Genomic DNA, 24,989 nt, shown 5'->3' with positions numbered 1-24,989 from the left:
AAAGAGCCCTGATTACGAGAAAGACTTGGCGAAGTTATCAAGAGCGCCCTTGAGCTTGCCCTTGGTATCGTCGCTGATAGACTTTTCCGTGCGGATGGTGTCGAGGATCGCCTTGCCTTCCGAGCGGAGGTAGGAGAGCAGACCCTGCTCGAACTTGCCGACCTGTGCGACCGGGATCTTGTCGAGGTAGCCGTTGACACCGGCGAAGATCACCGCGACCTGTTCTTCCGTCTTGAGCGGAGAGAACTGCGGCTGCTTCAGAAGCTCGGTCAGGCGGGCGCCGCGGTTGAGCAGGCGCTGCGTGGAAGCATCGAGGTCCGAACCGAACTGGGCGAAGGCAGCCATTTCGCGATACTGGGCGAGTTCACCCTTGATCGAACCGGCAACCTGCTTCATCGCCTTGATCTGAGCGGCAGAGCCAACGCGCGAAACCGACAGACCGACGTTAACGGCCGGACGGATGCCCTGGTAGAACAGGTCGGTTTCAAGGAAGATCTGTCCGTCGGTGATCGAGATCACGTTGGTCGGAATAAAGGCCGAAACGTCGTTACCCTGGGTTTCGATGACCGGCAGAGCCGTCAGCGAACCAGCGCCCATTTCGTCGGAGAGCTTTGCAGCGCGCTCGAGAAGACGGGAGTGAAGGTAGAAAACGTCACCCGGATAAGCTTCGCGGCCCGGCGGGCGGCGCAGCAGAAGCGACATCTGACGATAGGCAACGGCCTGCTTGGAAAGGTCGTCATAACCGATGAGAGCGTGCTTACCGTTGTCACGGAAGTACTCACCCATGGCGCAACCGGCGAACGGAGCGAGGTACTGCATCGGAGCCGGGTCGGAAGCGGTAGCAGCAACGATGATCGAATACTGCAGCGCGCCGCGCTCTTCCAGAACCTTCACGAACTGGGCAACGGTCGAACGCTTCTGACCGATAGCGACGTACACGCAATAAAGCTTGTCGCCGTCAGGGCCATTGTCGTGAATGGCCTTCTGGTTCAGGATCGTGTCGAGAATGATGGCGGTCTTGCCGGTCTGGCGGTCGCCGATCACGAGCTCGCGCTGGCCGCGGCCAACCGGGATGAGCGCATCGATGGCCTTGAGGCCGGTCGACATGGGCTCATGAACCGACTTGCGCGGAATGATGCCGGGAGCCTTGACGTCAACGCGCGAACGCTTGGCGGCATTGATCGGACCCTTGCCGTCGATCGGGTTGCCAAGCGCGTCAACGACGCGGCCGAGCAGTTCCGGACCAACGGGAACGTCAACGATAGCGCCAGTCCGCTTTACGGTGTCGCCTTCCTTGATGTCACGGTCCGAACCGAAGATAACCACACCGACATTGTCGGCTTCAAGGTTGAGCGCCATGCCGCGGATGCCGCCGGGGAACTCGACCATTTCGCCGGCCTGAACATTGTCGAGGCCATAGACGCGGGCGATACCGTCACCGACGGAAAGCACCTGACCGACTTCCGAGACTTCCGCCTCGTTGCCGAAATTTTTGATTTGATCTTTCAGAATTGCGGAAATTTCCGCGGCGCGGATATCCATCAGCCAACCTCTTTCAGTGCAAGCTTAAGGGTGGAAAGTTTGGTGCGAAGAGACGTATCGATCTGGCGGGAACCGACCTTGACGATCAGGCCGCCGAGGATCGACGGATCGACGGTAACGGAAATCGTCACATCCTTGCCGGTAACGCTCTTCAGCGCCGCTTTCAGTTCAGTTTCCTGCGCCTCGTCGAGCGCATGTGCCGAGGTAACCTCGGCGGTGATTTCGCCGCGGTGGGCGGCGGCAATGGTGCGGTAGGCGCGGATCATGCCGGGAACGGCAAAGAGACGGCGATTATTGGCAACGACCTTGAGGAAATTGACAGCAAGACCAGCAATACCGGCCTTCTCGCAGATCGCGGTGATTGCCTTGAACTGATCCTCGGCGGAAAACACCGGGCTCGCAACCAGACGCTTCAAATCGTCGCTTTCGTCCAGAAGTGCGCCGAACTTATCCAGATCGGCCCCAACCGCTTCGACCGCACCCGCTTCCAAAGCAAGCTCGAAAAGCGACGACGCATACCTTTCCGCTACACCGGATGTTCCATGGGAGGTGTCTGCCACGGGCACTTTTTCCCTGCTAATCGTCCAAGATTATCAACGGTGGCGATCCACCGCATCAAATTCTTGAAATCGTTTCAATTTCCCCGAAAAAGACCGGAATTCCCCCCTGCCTTTTCCCAATTTCGCGGTCCGTCTAGCATAGGACGCCGGGACTCGCAACACGCGTAATAGCGGAAAGCGCCGTTTGGGCAAGGGGGAATGCGTTTAAATTTTCCGATTTCGCTCAGGATGCGGGTCTGGTGCGGCACAAAAGCCAAAAAGCCCGGCTTAGACCAGTCCGAAGACGTAGCTCAACGACAATGCGGCCAGGACAAAATGCACAACCATGAGTAAGCAATTCCGCATGGTTGCGCCTCCATCTGACAGAATGGAGAGGATGCCGCCGAACACGCTGAGAGAAAAGGCCGCACCGAAAGCAAGATAGACCATGGGCTGCGCCAGAAGCAGCGCGGCCGCGCCGAGACCGAGATAGAACCCGGCAAGCGACGAGCGCACCAGCGCATAACCATCCCTGCTCTCGCCAGCCGGCTGCAGGCCGAAGGCGCGAAGGGTAATGCCGGGTGCAAACATGAAAAACAGACCGATCGCGGCCGATATCACCGCGGCTCCAAAGGCCAGCTGTTCGCCGAATTCGGCCGGAAAATAAAACTCCATCTCGTTCCCCAAATCGTTCTTTTCGCCTGCTGCGTTATGACACGGCCATGACAGCCGGAAAACGCCTTCATTGACAATGTTCAGAGGAAACTTTGCGGATCGATATCCAGCTGAACATGGACGCTGCCCCGCTCCTTCGGGCCATTGGCGAGAAGCGTCCGGAGAAAGGACTGCATGTCGGAATTGCGCCGCCCGTGCACCAGCAACCGGAAACGATGACGGCCGCGAATGAGTGCGAGCGGCGCTTCCGCCGGGCCGAGCAGCATGATGCCCGTTACCTGCGGCGCCGCCGCCCTCAAGCCGCGCGCATGGGTTTCGGCCTCCCCGCGCGTATCGGCGGAGACAATAACCGAGGCAAGACGCCCGAATGGCGGCAGGACGGCTTTTTCCCGCTCCACGATCTCCCTTTCGTAAAAGGCCGAGGCATCACCTGAAACGATCGCCTGCATCACGGGATGCTGCGGCTGGTAGGTCTGCAACAGGCCATGGCTCTTCAACCCCGTACGCCCTGCGCGCCCCGTAACCTGCGACAATAGCTGAAACGTTCGCTCCGCCGCACGCGGATCGCCATTGGCAAGGCCGAGATCGGCATCGACGATGCCCACCAGCGTCATCAGCGGAAAATTATGTCCCTTGGCGACAAGCTGCGTGCCGATCACGATATCGGCCTCGCCCTTGACGATCGCCTCCAGCTCCAGCCGCAGGCGCTTGACGCCCATGAGATCGGAGGAAAGCACGATGGTGCGGGCCTCGGGGAAATGTTTTTCCACTTCCTCGGCGATGCGCTCCACACCCGGCCCGCAGGCCACCAGATGATCGAAGGTGCCGCATTCCGGGCAATGGTCGGGCGTCGGCTCGCTGTGGCCGCACTGGTGGCATTGCAATTGATTGCGGAAGCGGTGCTCCACCAGCCAGCTGGAACATTGCGGGCACTGGAAACGATGGCCGCAGACCCGGCAGAGCGTCAGCGGCGCATAACCGCGGCGATTGAGGAAGAGCAGCGCCTGCTCGCCTTTCTCGATCGTCTTGCCGATGCCGCGCAGCAGGACGGGTGACAGAAACCCTCCCCTTTCCGGCGGATGACGGCGCATATCGACAAGGTGCAGATCGGGCATAGCCGCATCGCCGAACCGCGTGTGCAGATGAATGGTGTTATAACGCCCCGAACTGCCGTTGACCTGGCTTTCGACCGATGGCGTGGCCGACACCAGCACGACAGGGAATTCCGCGATCCGTGCTCTGACCACCGCCATGTCGCGGGCATTATAATAGACGCGGTCCTCCTGCTTGTAGGCCGGGTCGTGCTCTTCATCGACGATGATCAGACCGAGATTGTCGAAAGGCAGAAAAAGTGCCGAGCGTGCGCCGGCCACCACCTTCACCTCACCCGTCACCGCCTGCCGCCAGACCTTTTCACGCATGCGCGGCGACAGGTCCGAATGCCATTCCGCCGGCTTCGCACCGAAACGGTCCTGAAAACGTTCAAGGAAGGCCGCCGTCAGCGCAATTTCGGGCAAAAGGATGAGGACCTGCTTGCCTTGCCTCAGCGTCTCCGCCACAGCCTCGAAATAGACCTCGGTCTTGCCCGAGCCGGTCACGCCATCGATCAGCGAGACATGAAACCCGCCCTTGCGTACATCTTCAAGTATCTCCGAAGCGGCCTGTTTCTGCGGGCCTTCCAGACGCGGCTCGACATAGTCAGGATCGGGCTCGGCCACGACAGGCGGCGCCGGCAGAAACACCGTCTCGAATACGCCCTGCTTGACAAGGCCATCGATGACGCTGGTTGAAACGCCGGCGGCATGGGCAAGCCCGCTCTTCGTCCAGCCATGCCCCTCTGCCGCCAGTTCCATCACCCGCTCGCGGGCGGGGGTCAGGCGCTCCGGCCTGCCTTCGGTCAACCGAAGGCCCTCGATCATCGGTTCTGGATCGAAGGCGGCGGGCGCGCGAAGCGCCATGCGCGCCACGAGACCGGGGGGAGACAGCGTGTAGGCGGCGACCCAGTCAACGAAACGGCGCATCTCCGCCTTCAGCGGCGGGCACTTGAAACTCTTGGTAATGGGCCGCAGTTTCTTCGGGTCGACGCTCTTCTCTCCGGCATCGTCCCACACCACACCGAAGACCTGCCGCGGGCCGAGCGGCACCTGAACGACGGAGCCCGTCTCCACCACCATATCTTCAGGCACGGCGTAGCTATAGGGTCCCGGCGCCGGCATGGGCACGAGAACGGGCACCGTGCGCGTGGGCGACGGCGGGTCGAACAGAGCCCCAAACAGATCGGACGAATCTTTTGCCATGATGTGGCGACCATGCCCCGGCGACAGGAAAAAGGAAACCGCCCGGATGTAGTGGGCGCGCCTTGCAAAGTCCACCTCTTAACCAAATGCTGACCATAAGGGCATAGCTTCGAGTTATGGAATGGAGCGCCGTGTGACCGAAATCCTGACATTTGCCCAAGCCGATCTTTTGAACGAACGCCAGTCCTGGCTTGCCGCCCTCGCCGGCGAACGCCGGCTTTCTGACAACACCGTCGAGGCCTATGAACGCGACACCCGCCAGTTCCTGAGGTTTCTCACGGGTTACATCGGTAAGCCCGCAGCCATCACCGACATAGCTGATTTGCGCCCGGTCGATCTTCGCGCCTTTCTGGCCAGCCGCCGCAAGGAAGGCGCCGGTGCGCGGTCACTGGGCAGACACCTGGCAGGCCTGCGGTCGCTTCTTCACCACCTGCAGAAAAAAGGCCTCGTAAATGCCGCCGGTGCTACCGCCATGCGCGCGCCGAAACAGCCGAAATCACTGCCGAAACCGCTCACCGACCGGCAGGCGCTGAAGATCACCACCACCGAGGCACAGTTGAACGAAGAGCCCTGGATCGCCGCCCGCAACGCCGCTGTCCTTTCACTTCTATACGGCTGTGGCCTTCGCATTTCCGAAGCCCTTGGGCTGATCCCGGCCGATTTTCCACCCGGCGGCCGCAGCCTTCGCATCACTGGCAAAGGCAACAAGACCCGTATCGTTCCCCTGCTGGCGGTGGTGACGGAAGCGGTTGAGGCCTATAAAAAGCTTTGCCCCTATCATCTGGCAGCGGACGAGCAGCTATTCCTCGGTGCGCGCGGCGGCAAGTTGCAGCCCGCCATCATACAGCGCGAGATGCAGAAATTGCGCGGCGCTTTCGGCCTGCCGGAAAATGCGACGCCACATGCCCTGCGCCATTCCTTCGCCACCCATCTTCTGGCCGGCGGCGGCGATCTGCGTACCATTCAGGAACTGCTCGGCCATGCCAGCCTTTCCACCACCCAGGTCTATACCGGTGTCGACACCGCAAGACTGCTGGAAATCTACGACAATGCCCATCCGCGCGCATGAGATGAGAAATGGTTAACCATAACCATTAACCAGACATCCAAGCCACCGTTCTATAAGCAAGCAAGAACCGGATGGTACCTATGCAAAGCCTTATAAAGCCACAAAATCTCACCGCCACCCTGATGGGCAAGACCGGCGACGCCATGCTCTGGTTGCTCGCAGCCATTCATGTCACAGCCGTTGCCATCCTGCTCGCGACGTTGCTGTCGCTGGGTGAGGCGCAGGCCGCCGAACAGGAGATAAGCTGCACCGGCAACGACATCCTCGTGGAAATGCGCAAAAGCGATCCGCAGGGCTTTGCGAAGATCGAACAGGAAGCAGCCGCAATCCCGAACGGCAAGGGCAATTTCTGGCGCATCGAAAAAGCCGGAACGGAACCCTCCTTTCTCCTCGGCACCATGCACGTCACGGATCCGCGCGTTCTCGGCATGCCGACTGCTGCCGCACCAGCCTTCGAGACCTCCGCGACGGTCATCGTGGAATCGGACGAAATCGTCGATGACAAGAAGATCGCCGCATCGCTACTGACCCGACCCGAGCTCACCATGTTTCTGGACGGCAAATCAATCACCGACATCCTGTCGCCCGAAAATGTCGCCCGTCTTGAAAAGGGCCTCAAGGAACGTGGCATTCCGCTGAACGCCGTTTCTCGCATGAAGCCCTGGATGCTGTCGAGCTTCGTGGCCCTGCCCGCCTGCGAATTCGCCCGCAAGGCCACCGGCCTGTCCTTTCTCGACAAGAAGCTGGCCGAAGATGCGCTCGCAGATGGAAAACGTCTCGTCGGGCTGGAGACCATGGTTGAACAGCTGACCGCCATGTCCGAACTGCCAATGGAATTTCATCTGCAGGCGCTGATTGAAACGCTCGAACTGGGCGACCGCATGGATGACATCATGACGACCATGACGGATCTCTACGTCAGCGGCGATATCGGCATGACGATGCCGATGCTGAAAAGCCTCGACACCAAGAAACCGGCAGAGGGCGACCAGGGTTACGCCGCCTTCGAGCAACGCATCATCACCGACCGCAATCATGTCATGGCGGATCGGGCAGCCCCGGAGCTTGGCAAGGGAAATGTCTTCATGGCCGTCGGCGCCCTGCATCTGCCGGGCGAGGAAGGCGTTGTCGAACTCCTGCGCGCGCAGGGATTCACGCTGACCCGCATCGACTAAAACCTGCGTCTACTTCCTGACGGGCTGGATATCCCTGCAGAGAGGTCGCATTGTCGCTGGCACGATGCGGCGGTGAAACGGCCCGACGGCAAGAAGATACAGTCTTCCGAACAGGTTCTTGCGTCTGACGATGGTCGTGACATTGACCAGCTGGTGCTTCCCTTCGTCTTCAAGGTCGATGATGATCCGGAAATCGAGATGACGGTCATCGAAACCCAGCACCGTTCGCTCGGGCGTGGAGGACAGGACGGGAAACCCGCCCGCTGATGTGCCTGCTGCCAGCTCGACCGTTTTTAAACCGAAAAACGAAACGATACGGTTGCGAAGCACCATGAGACCGCTGATCCACGCCGGAGGATGATCGAGAAGAAGTCTGCTCACGTCGAGTGATGACGATTGCGGCCTTATCATCTCTCCCTGAAAGCAATCCCGCCAGTCAGCGCCCGGCAATATGTCTTCGCAATCCCGCATCTTCGGTCCCCGGCCGCCTGATGCGGCAAGGCTCATCATCCGCCTTTTCCGGCGGTCAGAAAACGCGACAAAGCGCCGCCGCTCGCCGAAGGAGCAGCAGAACCTGAAGCGCCTAGCCGTGCGTCATGCGCTTCACGACATTGGTGCGCCAGTAGAACTGATGAACCAGAACGGCTGCGACATGGCCGACGATCAACACCCACATCAGCGCCTTGAACGGGCCGGAATGCAGCTGCCCGGCCGCCTGAGCACCGAAATAATAGGCCGCGATGCCGGAGATAGGCAGGGCAAAGAACAGGGCATAAAAGGTGAAATGCGCCACTTTGGCGGCGATCTGAAACGGCCGCGGCTCCGCGGCAGGATGCGGCGGCACACCCTGGAAGAAGCGTAGACAGAGGCGCAGAAGCGCAAGCAACAGAATGGCAAAACCAACATAGGCGTGAATATTGGCCGAGGAGATTTGATCCGGTGTCAATGTTTCACCCCGCCGCATCAGTCGATAGGCATGAGCCATGGCATCGGGAAACAGCAGATTGAAGAAGATCAGAAGTGCCATTGCCCAGTGAATGACACGCTGTGGAACAGAGAACGAAACTTGATTGGAATATGCCATTTTATTGCCTTTTATCAAAAGGTTAGATTGGCTATGGCATGAGTATGGAAAACCCCGGCCTGCATGGCAAGCCGGGGTTCAACAGATGACTGAAATTTAATATTGGAGCGTCTGGCTCCAAAGCCGATCACATATGGATCGGCTTGAAGAAGGTCGCGAGCGCTGCTTCCTTCACCGCTTCCGACATGGTCGGATGCGCATGGCAGGTGCGGCCGAGATCTTCCGAAGAACCGCCGAATTCCATCAGCACGGTGATCTCGTGGATCATTTCGCCAGCGCCGAAACCGACGATGTGACCGCCGAGAACCCGGTCGGTTTCCTTGTCGGCAAGGATCTTCACGAAACCATCCGTCACCTGCATGGCGCGGGCGCGGCCATTGGCGGTGAAGGGGAACTTGCCGACCTTGTAGGCGATACCAGCGGCCTTCAGCTCCTCTTCGGTCTTGCCGACGGAAGCGATTTCAGGCTGCGTATAGACCACGGCCGGAATGACATCGTAATTCACATGGCCACGCTGGCCGGCGAGGATTTCCGCAAGCGCAACGCCCTCGTCTTCCGCCTTGTGCGCCAGCATCGGACCCTTCACCACGTCGCCGATCGCATAGATGCCATCGACATTGGTCTTGTAGTGACCGTCGATTTCGACACGGCCACGGCTGTCCAGTACGACGCCGGCTTCCGCAAGGCCGAGACCTTCGGTGTAGGGCTTGCGGCCGGTGGAGATCAGCACGACGTTTGCTTCCAGCGTTTCGGCAGCACCGCCCTTGACCGGTTCGAACACAACCTTTGCGCCGCCAGCGGTCTTTTCAACGGCTGTCACCTTGGCGCCGAGCTTGAAATCGAGACCCTGCTTGGCGAGCAGACGCTGGGCCTGCTTGGAAACTTCGCTATCCATGCCGCCGAGAATATTGTCGAGATATTCGACGACGGTCACCTTGGCGCCGAGGCGCGACCAGACCGAGCCGAGCTCGAGGCCGATGACACCGCCGCCGACGACGATCAGCTTTTCCGGAACCTTGGAAAGAGCGATCGCGCCAGTGGAGGAGACGATGACGTTTTCATCGATATCAACCTGAACGCCGGGAATGCCGGCGACATCCGAACCCGTGGCGATGACGATGTTCTTCGCCTCGATCTCCTGCGTCTCACCCTTGTCGTTGGTGACGGAAACCTTGCCGGCGGAAACCACCTTGCCGGTGCCCTGGAAGGCATCGATCTTGTTCTTCTTGAACAGGAAGGCGACGCCGTCGACATTGGCCTTCACCACGCCGTCCTTGTGGCCCATCATCTTTTCAAGGTTCAGCTTCGGAGCGGCAACTTCGATACCGAGCGTATCGACGCCATGGGCGACATGCGCGAAGGTTTCTGACGCATGCAGCAGCGCCTTGGAAGGGATGCAGCCGACATTGAGGCAGGTGCCGCCATAGGTCGCGCGCTTTTCGATGACAGCGACCTTCAGGCCGAGCTGTGCCGCCTTGACCGCGCAAACATAACCGCCGGGACCCGTACCGATTACAACTACATCATATGCCATGTTTCTGTTCCTGATTGATATCGGGCAGGATTTTGAACCGCCCTGCTTCCGTTTGACCTGAAACTCAGGCCGCTTTTTCCGTTGCTAGTTTTATACCGAGTGCGATGAAGACCACGCCGCTGGTGCGGTCGATCCATTGGCTGGCGCGCTGAAATGCGGCGCGCATGCGGGGCGTCGTCATGAACAGGCTGACCCCGACGAACCACAGGATAAGGCAGCTTGCCATGACGAGGCCGTATCCGAATTTGATGGTGACGGGTGTATGCGCATGAACCACCGTCGAAAAGATCGACAGGAAGAAAAAAACCGGCTTGGGATTGAGCGCATTGGCGGCAAAACCGAGCGTGAAGGCCTTGAGCGCGGTCTGCCTGCTTTTGACCGGCACGACACCATCCGCACCGACCTCCGGCAATTCGGTCTTGCCGGCGCGCAGCGCCTTGATGCCGATATAGATGAGATAGGCAACACCCAGCCATTTGACGATATTAAAGAGATAGATCGACTGGGAAATGATGAGACCAAGTCCAAGGATCGTATAGGTGACGTGGAACATCAGCGATGTGCCCACGCCGAAGCTGGTGATGATGGCCTGTTTTCGCCCATGTACCATGGCCTGACGCATGACCATCGCCAGATCGGCGCCGGGCGAGACGATTGCGAAAGCGAAGATCGCCATCAGGGATGCAAGTTCGATCAAATACTGATGCATCGGAAACCAGCCTCTAGAACATCAACACGAAGAGCATCAGCAGCAGGCCGAGCATCGAGCCGAGCCAGACCAGCGAACGAATATAAGGCACACCGGCCAGATAAAGTGGAATATAGGCCACCCGGCAGATCAGCCAGATCCATGCGCCGGTAAGTGCCAGCCCGGACGGATCGCCGGCCATGATGACACCGAAGGCGAGCGCGATGAAAGCGGGATAGGTTTCCCGGAAATTTTCCGAGGCGCGTGCTGCCCGGCCGGTGAACCTGCCTTCAGGCTTCCTCTCCGCATCTCGTGGGCCGGCATTCCAGTCCATCCCAAATTCCCGCGTCGCCGTCATTGCCTGCAGCATGATATGCACCACAAGCAGAAGGACGCTGAGACCGATCAGCGGTAGAAAGGGTGAAGCGGCAAGAAATGTCGGCTGCACGTTCGCTCTCCTGATGGAATTTCAGCGGGGCCTCAATTGAAACCCCGCCGAAACGAAAAGCAAGACCGATCAGAGATCGAGAACCAGGCGTTCCGGATCTTCGAGGCTTTCCTTGACGCGAACGAGGAAGGTCACGGCTTCCTTGCCGTCAACGATACGGTGATCGTAGGAGAGCGCGAGATACATCATCGGACGGATGACGACCTGACCGCCGATCGCAACCGGGCGCTCCTGGATCTTGTGCATGCCGAGGATGCCGGACTGCGGCGCGTTGAGGATCGGCGAAGACATCAGCGAACCGTAGACACCGCCGTTGGTAATGGTGAAGGTGCCGCCCTGCATGTCGGCCATGCCGAGCGAACCGTCACGGGCTGCCTTGGCGAGGCGACCCAGTTCCTTTTCGACGCCGGCGATGGAGAGCTGGTCAGCATCGCGGATAACCGGAACAACGAGACCCTTGTCGGTGCCGACAGCCATGCCGACGTGACAATAGTTCTTGTAGATGATGTCCGTGCCGTCGATTTCAGCGTTGACGGCCGGCAGTTCCTTCAGCGCGTGGGTCACGGCCTTGGTGAAGAAGCCCATGAAGCCGAGCTTGACGCCATGCTTCTTCTCGAACACGTCCTTGTAACGGTTACGCAGGTCCATGACGGCGCTCATGTCCACCTCATTATAGGTGGTCAGCATGGCGGCGGTGTTCTGCGCGTCTTTCAGGCGACGGGCGATCGTCTGGCGCAGGCGGGTCATCTTCACGCGCTCTTCGCGAACCTGATCCTGCTCGGCGGAAACCGGACGGGGAGCAGCAGCAACCGGAGCCGGAGCGGCGGCAGGTGCCGAAACGCCCTTGGCGACGGCAGCGAGAACATCGCCCTTCAGAACCTGGCCGCGCTTGCCCGAACCGTCGACCTGATCGGCAGACAGGTTGTTTTCAGCAAGCAGCTTGCCGGCGGCAGGAGCCGGCGGCATGGAGCCCGTTGCCGGAGCAGCGGTTGCCGCAGGGGCCGGGGCAGCTGCGGCAGCAGCAGGCTTTGCCGGTTCGGCAGCGGGTGCGGAGGTCGCAGCACCGGCAGCACCTTCGGCGATCTGGCCGAGAAGCGCGTCGAGACCGACGGTTTCGCCATTCTGCGCGACGATTTCGGTCAACACGCCGGAGGCTGGCGCCGGGACTTCGACGGTAACCTTGTCGGTTTCCAGTTCAACGAGAGGTTCGTCGGCCTTGACGGTATCGCCGACCTTCTTGAACCAGGTGCCGACGGTCGCTTCGCTGACGGATTCGCCGAGGGTTGGTACGCGGATTTCAGTGGCCATGATCTAGTTCCGTTATTCAGGTGTCTTTTTTGCGGGGCGATGCGGGAGAGTTTTCACTCTCCCAGCGCGTCTTCCAGGAACGCAGCAAGCTGCGCCAGATGCTTGGACATCAGGCCGGTCGCCGGAGAGGCGGCAGCCGGACGGCCCGTGTAACGGACCTTCTGGTACTTGGCGTCGATATGCGCCAGAACCCATTCAAGGTAAGGATCGATGAACGACCACGCACCCATGTTCTTCGGCTCTTCCTGGCACCAGACCATCTCCGCATTACGGAAACGCGAAAGCTCGTTGATGAGCGCCTTGGCCGGGAACGGATAGAGCTGTTCAACGCGCAGCAGGTAGATGTCGTCGATACCGCGCTTTTCACGCTCCTCGAGCAGATCGTAATAGACCTTGCCCGTGCACATGACGACGCGACGGATCTTCGAATCCTTCTGCAGCTTGATCGGGCCGTCCTTGATGACTTCAGCATCGTCCCACAGGAGACGGTGGAAGGAGGACTCACCCGCAAGCTCCGCCAGCGACGAGGTGGCGCGCTTGTGACGCAGCAGCGACTTCGGCGTCATCAGGATCAGCGGCTTGCGGAAGTCACGCTTCATCTGACGGCGCAGGATGTGGAAGTAGTTGGCCGGCGTCGTGCAGTTGGCAACCTGCATGTTGTCTTCCGCGCACATCTGCAGCCAGCGCTCCAGACGGGCGGACGAATGTTCCGGACCCTGACCTTCATAACCATGCGGCAGAAGGCAGACGAGACCGGACATGCGCAGCCACTTGCGTTCACCCGAAGAGATGAACTGGTCGAACACCACCTGAGCGCCGTTGGCGAAGTCGCCGAACTGGGCTTCCCAGAGCGTCAGCGCATTCGGACGGGCAAGCGAATAGCCATATTCGAAGCCGAGAACCGCTTCTTCCGAAAGCATCGAGTTGATGACTTCGTAACGGGCCTGCGTTGGCGAAAGGTTGGCAAGCGGGATGTAACGTTCTTCGGTTTCCTGATCGTAGAGAACCGAGTGGCGCTGCGAGAAGGTGCCGCGTTCACAATCCTGACCGGAAAGACGGATCTTGTGGCCATCGGCAACAAGCGAACCGAAAGCAAGCGCTTCCGCCATCGCCCAGTCGATGCCCTCGCCCGTCTCGATCATCTGCGAACGGTTTTCCATGAAGCGCTGGATCGTGCGGTGGGCGCTGAAGCCTTCCGGAATGGTCGACAGCTTCTTGCCGATCTCCTTCAGCTGCTTCATCGGCACGCCGGTCTTGCCGCGACGCTGCTCATCGGCATTGTCGGCGGCACGCAGACCCGACCACTGGCCGTCCAGCCAGTCGGCCTTGTTCGGCTTGTAGGACTGGCCCGCTTCGAATTCCTGTTCCAGATGGGCGCGCCAGTCGGCCTTCATCTTCTCGAATTCGCCTTCGTTGATCAGGCCTTCGGCGATCAGACGGTCGGCATAGATGCGCGCGACGGTCTTGTGACCACGGATGACCTTGTACATCTTCGGCTGCGTGAACGCCGGCTCGTCGCCTTCGTTATGGCCGAAGCGGCGGTAACAGAACATGTCGATGACGACAGGCTTGTGGAACTTCATGCGGTATTCGGTGGCAACCTTTGCCGCATAGGTCACCGCTTCCGGATCGTCGCCATTGACGTGGAAGATCGGCGCCTCGATCATCTTGGCAACGTCGGACGGATAGGGCGACGAGCGCGAGAAGGCCGGGTTCGTCGTGAAGCCGATCTGGTTGTTGATGATGAAATGCATGGTGCCGGCAACGCGGTGACCGCGCAGGCCGGAAAGGCCGAGAATTTCAGCAACCACGCCCTGACCCGCAAAAGCGGCATCGCCGTGCAGCAGCAGCGGCAGCACCTTGGCGCGTTCGGACAGCGGAATGATGTCGCCGTCCCATGCCTTGGCAAGCTGGTCCTGCTTGGCGCGGGCCTTGCCCATGACGACGGGGTTGACGATTTCAAGGTGCGACGGGTTGGCCGTCAGCGACAGGTGAACCTTGTTGCCGTCGAATTCGCGGTCGGAGGAAGCACCGAGATGGTACTTCACGTCGCCGGAACCTTCGACGTCGTCAGGCTTGAACGAACCGCCCTTGAACTCGTGGAACACGGCGCGGTGCGGCTTGCCCATAACGTTGGTGAGAACGTTCAGACGGCCACGGTGGGCCATGCCGAGCACGACTTCTTCCAGACCGTCCTGGCCGCCGCGCTTGATGATCTGTTCGAGCGCCGGGATCAGCGATTCACCGCCGTCGAGGCCGAAACGCTTGGTGCCCTTGAAACGCACGTCGAGGAACTGCTCGTAACCTTCGGCTTCGACCAGCTTGGAAAGAATGGCCTTCTTGCCTTCCGGCGTGAAAGCGACACCCTTGTCCGGGCCTTCGATACGTTCCTGGATCCAGCCCTTTTCTTCCGGGTTGGACATATGCATGAATTCGACGCCGAGCGTCGAGCAATAGGTACGCTCGAGAATATCGACCATCTCGCGCACGGTCGCATATTCGAGACCGAGAACGTTATCGATGAAAATCTTGCGGTCGTAATCGCTTTCCTCGAAGCCGTAGGACTTCGGCGAAAGCTCGTTGTAATCCTCAACGGCGCTGGCAATGCCGAGCGGGTCGAGCTTGGCGTGCAGGTGGCCGCGCATGCGATAGGCGCGGATCATCATGATGGCGCGGACGCTGTCACGGGTCGCCTGAAGCACTTCAGCCGGGCTGACGGCCTTGCCGGTGTCGGCGCTCTTCGCCTCGGCCTTCGCCTGAACCTTCTTTTCGATGGCCTTCTCGACCGTGGCCCAGTTGCCGTCGAGAGCGGATACCAGGTCGCCATTGGCCGGGATAGGCCAGTTGGCGCGCTTCCAGGAGGCGCCCTTGGCCGCCTTCTTCACGTCTTCCGGATTATCGGACAACGCCTTGAAGAAGCTCTGCCACTCCGGCGACACGGAAGAGGGATCCTCTTCGTACCGGGCATAGAGCTGCTCGATATAGGCTGCATTCGCGCCGTCCAGAAACGACGTGATCTGAAACTGCTCGTTCGCTTCTTGCCTTGCCATTGTGTTCCTGCGGACTTGTCCGTCCGCCTCCTCGATGCCGTTAGGGCTGTTTGACCAGCCTGCCGCTTTGATTATTGCTGTCTGCCGCCGGGGCGGTATGCCGTTCTGTCTGTCGTTCTTGCGGCATCGGGCAGCGCAGCGTTGAAGCCGCGCCGCCCGTTACCGGTCTCATGTGGTCTCAGCCCTTGAGGACTTCAACCAGCGTCTTGCCGAGGCGCGCCGGAGAGGGCGATACCTTGATACCGGCTGCTTCCATTGCTGCGATCTTGGACTCTGCGTCGCCCTTGCCGCCGGAAACGACAGCGCCGGCGTGGCCCATGGTGCGGCCCTTCGGAGCCGTACGGCCCGCGATGAAGCCGGCCATCGGCTTCTTGCGGCCCTTCTTGGCTTCGTCGATCAGGAACTGCGCCGCATCTTCTTCAGCCGAACCGCCGATTTCGCCGATCATGATGATCGACTGGGTGGCGTCGTCGGCGAGGAACATTTCCAGCACGTCGATGAACTCGGTGCCCTTGACCGGGTCGCCGCCGATGCCGACAGCCGTGGTCTGGCCGAGGCCTTCGTTGGAGGTCTGGAACACGGCTTCATAGGTGAGCGTGCCCGAACGGGAAACGATACCGACCGAACCCTTGCGGAAGATGGAGCCCGGCATGATGCCGATCTTGCATTCTTCCGGCGTCAGGATACCCGGGCAGTTCGGGCCGAGCAGGCGCGACTTGGAGCGGTCGAGGCGAGCCTTGACGCGAACCATGTCCATCACCGGGATACCTTCGGTGATGCAGGTGATGAACGGAATTTCCGCATCGATGGCTTCGATGATGGCGTCTGCTGCACCTGCCGGCGGAACGTAGATCACGGACGCGTCTGCACCGGTCTTTTCCTTGGCTTCGGCAACCGTTGCGAAGATCGGCAGGCTTTCGCCCTTGGAACCGGTCCAGGTTTCGCCGCCCTTCTTCGGGTGAATACCGCCGACCATCTGCGTGCCGTAATAAGCAAGCGCCTGTTCGGTGTGGAAGGTGCCGGTCTTGCCGGTCAGACCCTGAACAAGGATCTTCGTGTCTTTATTAACAAGAATAGACATTATTTCCGGTCCCTCAATTAGCCGTTGATCGCCGCGACGATCTTCTTGGCTGCGTCGTCCAGATCGTCAGCAGCCGTAATCGCAAGGCCAGATTCGTTGAGAAGCTTCTTGCCAAGTTCGACGTTGGTGCCTTCGAGGCGAACAACGAGCGGAACCTGCAAACCGACTTCCTTCACCGCGGCAATCACGCCTTCGGCGATGACGTCGCACTTCATGATGCCGCCGAAGATGTTGACGAGGATGCCCTCGACCTTCGGGTCAGCCGTGATGATCTTGAAGGCTGCCGCAACCTTCTCCTTGCCGGCGCCGCCGCCGACGTCGCAGAAGTTAGCCGGCTCTTTGCCGTAAAGCTTGATGATGTCCATCGTCGCCATGGCGAGACCGGCACCGTTGACCATGCAGCCGATGTTGCCGTCTAGCGCCACGTAAGCGAGGTCCCACTTGGAGGCTTCGATTTCCTTGGCGTCTTCTTCGGTTTCGTCGCGCAGCGCCTTGACGTCGTCGTGGCGGAACAGCGCATTGCCGTCGAAGGACATCTTGGCGTCGAGAACGCGCAGATGGCCATTTTCCATGACGATCAGCGGGTTAACCTCGAGGAGAGCCATGTCCTTCTCGTTGAAGGCCTTGTAGAGGATCGGGAACAGCGCCTTGGCGTCTTCGGCAGCAACGCCATCAAGCTCGAGAGCCTTGGAGATCGCGGCAACGTCAGCGTCGCTCACACCCTTTTCCGGGTTGATGGCGATGGTGTGGATCTTTTCCGGCGTGTCGTGGGCGACAGCCTCGATGTCCATGCCGCCTTCCGTGGAAACCACGAATGCGACCTGGCCGACGGAACGGTCAACCAGCAGCGAGCAGTAGAGTTCGCGGGCAATGTCGGCACCGTCTTCGATATAGAGACGGTTGACCTGCTTGCCGGCGTCGCCCGTCTGCGCCGTTACCAGCGTATTGCCGAGCATGTCCTTGGCATGGGAAACGACTTCGTCGATCGACTTCGCCAGGCGAACGCCGCCCTTGGCGTCGGGGCCGAGTTCCTTGAACTTGCCCTTGCCGCGGCCGCCGGCGTGAATCTGGCTCTTGACGACGTAGAGCGGGCCGGGAAGCTGCTTTGCGGCAGCTTCGGCTTCTTCGACCTTGAGGATGGCGACGCCTTCAGCAACCGGCGCGCCGTAGCCCTTCAGAAGAGCCTTGGCCTGATATTCGTGAATATTCATGGAATAATCCCTGTTTGGAGCCGCTAGAGGCTATTACTTCAGCGACGGAGCAATGTTGATGCAGGCCTCGCAAAGACCGGCGACAGCGCCGACGGACTTGCGGAAAGCTGCTTCTTCTTCCTTGTTCAGCTCGATCTCGATGATACGCTCGATACCGCCGGCACCGATGATGGTGGGAACGCCGACATACATATCGTCAACGCCATACTGACCCGAAAGATGGGCAGCGGCGGGCAGGACGCGCTTCTTGTCCTTGAGGTAGGATTCAGCCATTTCGATCGCCGAGGCGGCCGGTGCGTAATAAGCCGAACCGGTCTTGAGCAGGCCGACGATTTCCGCACCGCCGTCGCGGGTGCGCTGTACGATCTCTTCGAGACGCTCGGCGGTAAGCCAGCCCATCTTGACGAGGTCGGTCAGCGGAATGCCGGCAACCGTGGAGTAGCGTGCGAGCGGCACCATGGTGTCGCCGTGGCCGCCAAGAACGAAGGCGGTGACGTCTTCAACCGAAACATTGAATTCTTCGGAGAGGAAAAGACGGAAACGGGCGCTGTCGAGAACGCCGGCCATGCCGACGACCTTGTTCTTCGGCAGGCCGGAGAACTTCTGCAGCGCCCACACCATGGCGTCGAGCGGGTTGGTGATGCAGATGACGAAAGCATTCGGGGCATATTTCTTGATGCCGGCGCCGACCTGCTCCATGACCTTGAGGTTGATGCCGAGAAGATCGTCGCGGCTCATGCCCGGCTTGCGGGCAACGCCAGCGGTGACGATGCAGACGTCAGCACCTTCGATGGCGGCGTAATCAGAAGCGCCGGTGAGCTTTGCATTGAAGCCTTCAACCGGGCCGGACTGGGCAATATCCAGACCCTTGCCCTGCGGGATGCCGTCGGCAATATCGAAGAGGACGATATCGCCCAGTTCCTTCAGGCTGGCGAGATGCGCCAGCGTGCCGCCGATCATGCCAGAACCAATAAGTGCAATTTTTTTGCGAGCCATCGAATGCTTCCTCTTGAGCTTCAATTCAATTTCACCGCGCCAAACCGGCAGCCAAATTGTCGGACTTCGATTAGCCCCATTGGCCAAAATTGGCAACAGATTCTTTTGTGATGAATATTTTCAATCGTTTAGATCATTATTTTCTTACGTAAACGTAAGAAAATACGTCACGAAAGTGTCAAACTTTCTGCCGTTTTTCGTGATGCAGCGCCAGATAATCCGCGCTGCGCATCTCAAACAGCCGCGAGGCAGTGCGATCAAACTCGAAGCCTTCGGTTCCCTTGCGCTTGCCGAGCAGGTCTTCCGGCATGGCGGCAGCGGAGGCAAAAAGCCGGACGCTGTGGTCGTAAAGCGCATCGATGAGGATGATGAAACGCTTGGTTTCGTTGCGCTTGTCCGCATTCAAGAACGGGATATTGTCGATGAAGACCGTATCGAAACGATTGGCGATGGCAAGGAAGTCGGAAGCCCCGAGCGGCTTCTCGCAAAGATCGGAGAAGGAGAAGCGCGCCACACGGCCACTGGCGCGCGGCACCAGAATGGAGCGGCCCTTCATCGGTATTTCCGTTGGCGCGACAAGGTGGCCACCGGTCATGTGCCGCCAGGCCATATCCATCGCCTGATCCGCCGAACCGTCAAGCGGCGTGACATAGACCGGCAGGCTTTCCAGCTTTTCCATCCGGTAATCGGTGGGGCTGTCCAGCGTCACGACCTCAACATATTTCTTCAGCAAGTCGACGAAAGGCAGGAACAGGCCGCGATTAAGCCCGTCCTTGTAGAGATTGTCGGGTACGACGTTGGATGTCGTTACCAGAGTGCAGCCATTGGCGAAGAGTTCGCTGAAGAGCCGGGCGAGGATCATCGCATCGGCAATATCCGTAACGGTGAACTCGTCGAAGCAAAGGAGCTCCGCTTCCGCCAGAAGTTGGGCCGCGACAGGCGGAATGGGATCTGCCTGTTTGGTCTCACCATTCTTCAGCTTCTGACGATGCGCATGCACACGATTATGCACATCCGCCATGAACTCGTGAAAATGGCAGCGCCGTTTGGAAGAAACGGGCGCCATCTCATAGAACATGTCCATCAGCATCGTCTTGCCGCGGCCGACGCTGCCATAGACATACAATCCCTTGACGGGCGCAGCTGGACCGGCCTTGCGCGCGAACATCCAGCCGAGCGCGCTTTTTTTCTTGGCGGGCTTGCGTGCCTTCAGATCGGCAAGGATACGGTCGAGGTGAGCCGCCACGCCGAGTTGCGCCGCATCCGCCTGCAAGGTGCCAGCTGCCGTTAATGCGTTGAGCTGTTCAACGACACTATGATTGTAATCGGGCAATGGCTTCATGGAAAAGCGCTCCGGTCGCGGACACCGACAGGCATCCGCGACGAATGGAATGGCTCAGAACAGGCAGGGCGATCCGGATACACCGGAAATGCTCTATCGGCTGAGGCTGAGCGGCTGGCCGCTATTGGTCGTGCCGTCAAAGCGCGCATCGGCGCTCTTGTAGACGCGGCCGATCGTATCGCCCGAACGGTTCTTGAAGAGGACCATCTTGCCGGATACTTCCCAAGAGCCCATCGCCGTCAACTCGCCGGAGCATCCGCGCGTACCGCCACGCGAACCGCTGCCGAGATTGGTGAGTGTCAGGAACATGTCGCAATTGGCGCCGCCGTTGGAAACACGCCAGTTGCCAACCATGGATTCCTTGGTGACATCGAGCGCCGTTGTCGGCGGAGCGGCAGAGGCCACATCAGTGCCGCCAGGCGTCGCAGAAGCGGGCGCCGAAGGGAACTGACTACCCGAAGTACCGCCGGGTGGCGGCAGCGCGCCAGACTGAACAGACGGAACCGGCTGAGCCTGCAGCGGCGGCGTATAACCGGGATTACTGCCGCTATTGTTGTTGTAATCGTAGGAGGTACGTTGGCAACCGGCAAGGCTCATTACAACCGCAAGGCCCGTCACCACATATCTGAATTGCATATCAAGCTCCCGATTCTCTCGCTTCCGGAAAGACCATGATCAAACAAGAAGGCTGAATTATTACCAAAGCCTTATCTTGCGCAAGCGATGGCCGGGATAATTATAATTTCGGTCGATTTTTACCGAAATTTCCCGCACCCGGTTGTAAAAAAGGGCCGCAGTCCACACCGCGACCCGATAGATTTTCGGTCCAGGCGAATCGCCTTCAGACGCGACGCTCGACCATCATCTTCTTGATTTCCGCGATCGCCTTGGCCGGGTTCAAGCCCTTCGGGCAAGCCTGCGCGCAGTTCATGATGGTGTGGCAACGATAAAGACGGAACGGGTCCTCGAGATTGTCGAGACGCTCGCCCGTTGCTTCGTCGCGGCTGTCGATCAGCCAGCGATAGGCCTGCAGCAGAACGGCGGGACCGAGATAACGATCGCCATTCCACCAGTAGCTGGGACAGGAGGTCGAGCAGCAGGCGCAGAGAATGCACTCATAAAGGCCGTCGAGCTTCAGGCGGTCTTCATGGCTCTGCTTCCATTCCTTGGCGGGCGTCGGCGAAACCGTCTTCAGCCAGGGTTCGATGGAGCGGTGCTGGGCGTAGAAGTTCGACAGATCAGGAACAAGGTCCTTCACGACGGGCATATGCGGCAGCGGATAGACCTTCACCGTGCCGTTGATCTCTTCCATGCCCTTGGTGCAGGCGAGCGTATTGGTGCCATCGATGTTCATGGCGCAGGACCCGCAGATGCCTTCACGGCAGGAGCGGCGCAGCGTCAGCGTCGGGTCGATATTGTTCTTGATGTAGAGAAGCGCATCGAGAACCATCGGCCCGCAATCGTCAACATCGATATAATAAGTATCGATGCGCGGGTTCTGGCCGTCATCCGGGTTCCAGCGATAGATCCGGTATTCGCGGACGTTCTTGGCACCATCAGGCTTCGGCCAGACCTTGCCTTCGCTGATCTGGGAATTCTTGGGGAGAGCGAGTTCAACCATATCCAGTTCCTCAAATCAGTAGACGCGCGCCTTCGGCTCGATCTTTTTGGGATCGATGCCGTCGGCGATGAGGTCGGTGTGAACAGGGCGGTAGTCGAGCTTGACGTCGCCCTCCGGGCTGACCCAGGCAAGCGTGTGCTTGCGCCAGTTCACGTCGTCGCGACCGGCGAACGGACCGTCGACGAAATCCTCGCGGGCGTGCGAGCCGCGGCTTTCCTTGCGCGCTTCCGCGCCATAGACCGTGGTGATCGCGTTGGCCATGAGGTTGTGCAGCTCGAGCGTTTCGACCAGATCGGAGTTCCACACCATCGAACGATCGGTGACCTTGACGTCAGGCAGTTCCTTCCAGATGGCGGAAAGACGCTGGCAACCGCTTTCCAGCGATTCCTGCGTGCGGAACACGGCCGCATCGTCCTGCATGGCGCGCTGCATCTTGTCGCGCAGCACGGCAGTCGGCGTCGAGCCATTGGCGTAACGCAGGCTGTCGAAACGTTCCATGATCCTGTCGCAGGCAGCCGTATCGAGAGCGGGAACAGCCTCGTCGCGGTTGATGACCTGAGCGGCGCGGATTGCCGCAGCACGGCCGAAGACCACGAGGTCGATCAGCGAGTTGGAGCCGAGGCGGTTCGCGCCGTGCACCGAGGCGCAGCCGGCTTCGCCAACAGCCATCAGGCCGGGCGCGATGCGTTCCGGGTTGTTGGCATCGGCATTCAGCACTTCACCCCAATAGTTGGTCGGAATGCCGCCCATATTGTAGTGAACCGTCGGCAGAACCGGGATCGGCTCACGCGTCACGTCGACGCCTGCGAAAATCTTGGCACTTTCGGAAATGCCCGGAAGACGCTCATGCAGGATCGCCGGATCAAGGTGATCGAGATGCAGGAAGATGTGGTCCTTGTTCTTGCCGACGCCGCGGCCTTCACGGATTTCCATCGTCATGCAGCGCGACACGACGTCACGCGAGGCAAGGTCCTTCGCGGAAGGCGCATAACGCTCCATGAAGCGCTCGCCTTCGGAATTGACGAGATAACCGCCTTCGCCACGCGCGCCTTCGGTGATCAGGCAACCCGCGCCGTAAATGCCGGTCGGGTGGAACTGCACAAACTCCATATCCTGAAGCGGCAGGCCGGCACGGGCAATCATGCCGCCGCCGTCACCGGTGCAAGTGTGGGCCGAGGTTGCCGAGAAATAGGCGCGGCCGTAACCGCCGGTCGCCAGCACCACCATCTTGGCGGAGAAGCGATGGATCGTGCCGTCATCGAGGTTCCACGCGACGACGCCGGTGCAGCGGCCATCTGCCGACATGATGAGGTCGAGCGCGAAATATTCGATGAAGAATTCCGCATTGTTGCGCAGCGACTGGCCATAAAGTGTGTGCAGGATGGCATGGCCGGTACGGTCGGCGGCAGCGCAGGTGCGCTGTACCGGCGGGCCTTCGCCGTAGTTCTGCATGTGACCGCCGAACGGGCGCTGGTAGATCTTGCCTTCGGCATTGCGCGAGAACGGCACGCCATAATGCTCCAGCTCATAGACCGCCTTCGGCGCTTCCATGGCGAGATATTGCATCGCGTCAACGTCACCCAGCCAGTCGGAGCCCTTTACGGTGTCGTAAAGGTGCCACTGCCAACAGTCGGGCGTCATGTTGGTGAGCGAGGCGGCGATGCCGCCCTGCGCCGCGACCGTGTGCGAGCGCGTCGGGAAAACCTTGGTGATGCAGGCCGTGCGGAAACCCTGTTCCGCCATGCCGAGCGTTGCGCGCAGACCCGCGCCACCGGCGCCCACCACGATCACGTCATAGGAGTGATCGACATAGGTGTAAGCCTTGCCATTCTGGGAAGGTGAACTGATCGATGCCATGGCGGAATTATCCTGCGAATGCGATTTTCAGAATGGCGAAGATGCAAAGACCGCCAATGAGAACCGCGAAAAACGTATTGAGCATCAGAAGAACGAGCTTCGAAACCTCGGCGTGAATATAGTCTTCAATGATGACCTGCATGCCGAGCTTCATGTGGATGAGGCCGGAAACCAGCACCAGACCCATGATGACAGCGACAAGCGGGTTCGACAGCGCGGCGACAACTTCCTGATAGGGCGCGCCGGCATACTGGATGAGGAAGACCACGAAGAAGATCAGCAGCGGAACGTTGGCAACCGCAGTCAGGCGCTGGCGCCAGAAATGGTCGGTGCCTTCCTTGGCGGAGCCGAGGCCGCGAACCTTTCCGAGAGGGGTACGCATATCCATGATAAATCTCCTCAGCGCACGATCAGGGCGACGACCCAGATCAGCGCGGTCAGACAGATCGACACCACCCATGAAGCCTTTGCCAGCTTGGTGGTGAAATGCTTTTCGAAGCCGTATCCCAGATCCCACATGAAGTGACGAAGACCACCCACCAGGTGATGGACGAGAGCCCATGTATAACCGATCAGGATAAGCCTGCCGATGATCGTGCCCATCGCCCAGTTGACCCAGTCGTAATAGGCCGGGCCCGAGGCAAGCGCGATCAGCCACCAGGCAACCAGCAGCGTTCCGAAATAAAGTGCGCCGCCCGTGATGCGGTGCACGATGGATGAGACCATCGTCGGAATCAGCTTGTAAACTTGAAGATGCGGCGACAGAGGCCGGTTATTTGTCAGATTCGCCATCAGAACCTCGCGGCGTTTTCCCGTGCGCCCATAGATAAGGCGCCCCCAAGCAACAGCACATGACGAAAGAATGTGCATTGCACCAACCGCGACGTTTAATCACATGGAAGCATCACGACAAGCACATTTCATGACCGATTCCAATTTAATCGATTGGTTCACGAATTTTTTTTGGAATTTTTTTGCTCGAAAATAAAAAATCGAGCGTTTCCAAGATTTACACCCTCAAAATATTTACCTTTACGTAAGTCATAAATCGTGTAATTTACTATTCGTTAACTGAAAAATCCGGAGAATGAGGCTCATGTTACAGCGTCGAATCGCCACTCTGGTCATGCTGTCAACAGGCGTCGTTTTCACCGCCGTGCCTGCTGCAACGGCAGAGGATTTTAACGGACGCCACCATTATCAGCAACGGCAGTCGCAGGTCAGTTTCTCCACGGACGGCCTGCCTTCAACCCTTTCCGGCGGCACCTATGTGGGTGCGATATCGGCCTTGAGGGTTCGCGGAAACGGCAATTATTTCGCGATCGGCGGCGGTCTTTCAAAAAGGGTTACAGGTGCCAAGACAGGCATGCAGCTGGCACCCAAGGCAAAAATCATCAACGTCCGTGCCGCGACCACCGGCAACGCCTGTGCCTATGAGCACGGTGTCTGCGTTATCCGGCCCTAAATCAAAA

23 protein-coding genes are annotated in these 24,989 nt (G+C 59.5%); 3 read left to right on the top strand and 20 right to left on the bottom strand.

Translation table 11 applies throughout. The features are described from left to right. Window positions 1-12 precede the first annotated feature (12 nt). The 4 genes from atpA to AC1ROR_RS19465 form a co-directional block, all read right to left on the bottom strand. Window positions 13-1,542, bottom strand: a complete 1,530-nt coding sequence (atpA, locus tag AC1ROR_RS19480) for a F0F1 ATP synthase subunit alpha (protein WP_080836091.1) — start codon at window positions 1,540-1,542, stop codon at window positions 13-15. Next, window positions 1,542-2,108 (bottom strand): F0F1 ATP synthase subunit delta, encoded by a 567-nt coding sequence (locus AC1ROR_RS19475; RefSeq protein WP_175414380.1) that lies wholly within the window; start codon window positions 2,106-2,108, stop codon window positions 1,542-1,544. Before AC1ROR_RS19475 ends, atpA begins: the two co-directional genes overlap by 1 nt. A 261-nt stretch (window positions 2,109-2,369) precedes the next feature. Beyond that, window positions 2,370-2,756: an AGROH133_08824 family phage infection protein gene (locus tag AC1ROR_RS19470; protein ID WP_035221626.1), complete on the bottom strand. Its 387-nt coding sequence runs from the start codon at window positions 2,754-2,756 to the stop codon at window positions 2,370-2,372. 80 nt (window positions 2,757-2,836) lie between these two features. Further along, a complete protein-coding gene (locus tag AC1ROR_RS19465; protein ID WP_498590406.1) occupies window positions 2,837-5,053 on the bottom strand; it encodes a primosomal protein N' in 2,217 nt (738 codons plus the stop codon). A 121-nt stretch (window positions 5,054-5,174) separates the two neighbouring features. Between AC1ROR_RS19465 and AC1ROR_RS19460 the strand changes: the two genes are divergently transcribed. Together AC1ROR_RS19460 and AC1ROR_RS19455 are read left to right on the top strand one after the other, a co-directional pair. Further along, the gene (locus tag AC1ROR_RS19460; protein WP_498590405.1) at window positions 5,175-6,122 is read left to right on the top strand and encodes a tyrosine recombinase XerC; all 948 of its coding nucleotides are present in this window, start codon (window positions 5,175-5,177) and stop codon (window positions 6,120-6,122) included. A gap of 80 nt (window positions 6,123-6,202) precedes the next feature. After that, window positions 6,203-7,297 carry a TraB/GumN family protein gene (locus AC1ROR_RS19455; RefSeq protein ID WP_498590404.1) on the top strand — a complete coding sequence of 365 codons (1,095 nt, stop codon included), beginning with the start codon at window positions 6,203-6,205 and terminating at the stop codon, window positions 7,295-7,297. Window positions 7,298-7,306: 9 nt separating this feature from the next. Here the strand turns inward: AC1ROR_RS19455 and AC1ROR_RS19450 are convergent, their stop codons facing one another. From AC1ROR_RS19450 to sdhC, 16 genes are all read right to left on the bottom strand, one after another. Further along, window positions 7,307-7,768 carry a DUF2867 domain-containing protein gene (locus AC1ROR_RS19450; RefSeq protein ID WP_498590455.1) on the bottom strand — a complete coding sequence of 154 codons (462 nt, stop codon included), beginning with the start codon at window positions 7,766-7,768 and terminating at the stop codon, window positions 7,307-7,309. Window positions 7,769-7,880: 112 nt separating this feature from the next. Continuing rightward, window positions 7,881-8,381 carry a cytochrome b gene (locus tag AC1ROR_RS19445; protein ID WP_498590403.1) on the bottom strand — a complete coding sequence of 167 codons (501 nt, stop codon included), beginning with the start codon at window positions 8,379-8,381 and terminating at the stop codon, window positions 7,881-7,883. A 127-nt stretch (window positions 8,382-8,508) separates the two neighbouring features. Next, window positions 8,509-9,915: a dihydrolipoyl dehydrogenase gene (lpdA, locus tag AC1ROR_RS19440; RefSeq protein WP_498590402.1), complete on the bottom strand. Its 1,407-nt coding sequence runs from the start codon at window positions 9,913-9,915 to the stop codon at window positions 8,509-8,511. A 64-nt stretch (window positions 9,916-9,979) separates the two neighbouring features. Continuing rightward, complete coding sequence (locus AC1ROR_RS19435) at window positions 9,980-10,624, bottom strand: LysE family translocator (RefSeq protein WP_035221636.1); 645 nt, start codon at window positions 10,622-10,624, stop codon at window positions 9,980-9,982. 13 nt (window positions 10,625-10,637) lie between these two features. Further along, window positions 10,638-11,051 (bottom strand): MAPEG family protein, encoded by a 414-nt coding sequence (locus AC1ROR_RS19430; protein ID WP_035221638.1) that lies wholly within the window; start codon window positions 11,049-11,051, stop codon window positions 10,638-10,640. A gap of 69 nt (window positions 11,052-11,120) precedes the next feature. Continuing rightward, on the bottom strand, window positions 11,121-12,359 hold the full coding sequence (gene odhB, locus AC1ROR_RS19425; protein WP_035221640.1) for a 2-oxoglutarate dehydrogenase complex dihydrolipoyllysine-residue succinyltransferase: 1,239 nt from the start codon (window positions 12,357-12,359) through the stop codon (window positions 11,121-11,123). Window positions 12,360-12,412: 53 nt separating this feature from the next. Further along, window positions 12,413-15,409 carry a 2-oxoglutarate dehydrogenase E1 component gene (locus tag AC1ROR_RS19420; protein ID WP_035221643.1) on the bottom strand — a complete coding sequence of 999 codons (2,997 nt, stop codon included), beginning with the start codon at window positions 15,407-15,409 and terminating at the stop codon, window positions 12,413-12,415. A 178-nt stretch (window positions 15,410-15,587) separates the two neighbouring features. Beyond that, a complete protein-coding gene (sucD, locus tag AC1ROR_RS19415) occupies window positions 15,588-16,490 on the bottom strand; it encodes a succinate--CoA ligase subunit alpha (RefSeq protein ID WP_003492390.1) in 903 nt (300 codons plus the stop codon). Window positions 16,491-16,507: 17 nt separating this feature from the next. Next, entirely contained in the window at window positions 16,508-17,701 is a 1,194-nt protein-coding gene (gene sucC / locus AC1ROR_RS19410) for an ADP-forming succinate--CoA ligase subunit beta (protein ID WP_003492393.1), read from the bottom strand. 33 nt (window positions 17,702-17,734) lie between these two features. Continuing rightward, on the bottom strand, window positions 17,735-18,697 hold the full coding sequence (gene mdh, locus AC1ROR_RS19405) for a malate dehydrogenase (RefSeq protein ID WP_035221645.1): 963 nt from the start codon (window positions 18,695-18,697) through the stop codon (window positions 17,735-17,737). Window positions 18,698-18,875: 178 nt separating this feature from the next. Beyond that, entirely contained in the window at window positions 18,876-20,039 is a 1,164-nt protein-coding gene (gene zapE / locus AC1ROR_RS19400) for a cell division protein ZapE (protein WP_498590401.1), read from the bottom strand. A 93-nt stretch (window positions 20,040-20,132) separates the two neighbouring features. Continuing rightward, window positions 20,133-20,675 (bottom strand): protease inhibitor Inh/omp19 family protein, encoded by a 543-nt coding sequence (locus AC1ROR_RS19395; RefSeq protein ID WP_035221649.1) that lies wholly within the window; start codon window positions 20,673-20,675, stop codon window positions 20,133-20,135. A 205-nt stretch (window positions 20,676-20,880) separates the two neighbouring features. Further along, entirely contained in the window at window positions 20,881-21,660 is a 780-nt protein-coding gene (locus AC1ROR_RS19390; RefSeq protein WP_003523509.1) for a succinate dehydrogenase iron-sulfur subunit, read from the bottom strand. 15 nt (window positions 21,661-21,675) lie between these two features. Then, the gene (sdhA, locus tag AC1ROR_RS19385) at window positions 21,676-23,517 is read right to left on the bottom strand and encodes a succinate dehydrogenase flavoprotein subunit (protein ID WP_498590400.1); all 1,842 of its coding nucleotides are present in this window, start codon (window positions 23,515-23,517) and stop codon (window positions 21,676-21,678) included. Window positions 23,518-23,524: 7 nt separating this feature from the next. After that, complete coding sequence (sdhD, locus tag AC1ROR_RS19380; RefSeq protein ID WP_035221653.1) at window positions 23,525-23,905, bottom strand: succinate dehydrogenase, hydrophobic membrane anchor protein; 381 nt, start codon at window positions 23,903-23,905, stop codon at window positions 23,525-23,527. Window positions 23,906-23,916: 11 nt separating this feature from the next. Then, a complete protein-coding gene (sdhC, locus tag AC1ROR_RS19375) occupies window positions 23,917-24,309 on the bottom strand; it encodes a succinate dehydrogenase, cytochrome b556 subunit (RefSeq protein WP_046799544.1) in 393 nt (130 codons plus the stop codon). A gap of 304 nt (window positions 24,310-24,613) precedes the next feature. Here sdhC and AC1ROR_RS19370 point away from each other — a divergent pair, with 304 nt between their 5' ends. After that, complete coding sequence (locus tag AC1ROR_RS19370; RefSeq protein WP_498590399.1) at window positions 24,614-24,982, top strand: hypothetical protein; 369 nt, start codon at window positions 24,614-24,616, stop codon at window positions 24,980-24,982. Window positions 24,983-24,989 lie beyond the last annotated feature (7 nt).

The organism is Agrobacterium sp. GW821-FHT14E08, assembly GCF_058803865.1.
Note: the sequence above shows the minus strand (reverse complement) of the source record. Positions and strands in the feature narration are given on the sequence as shown.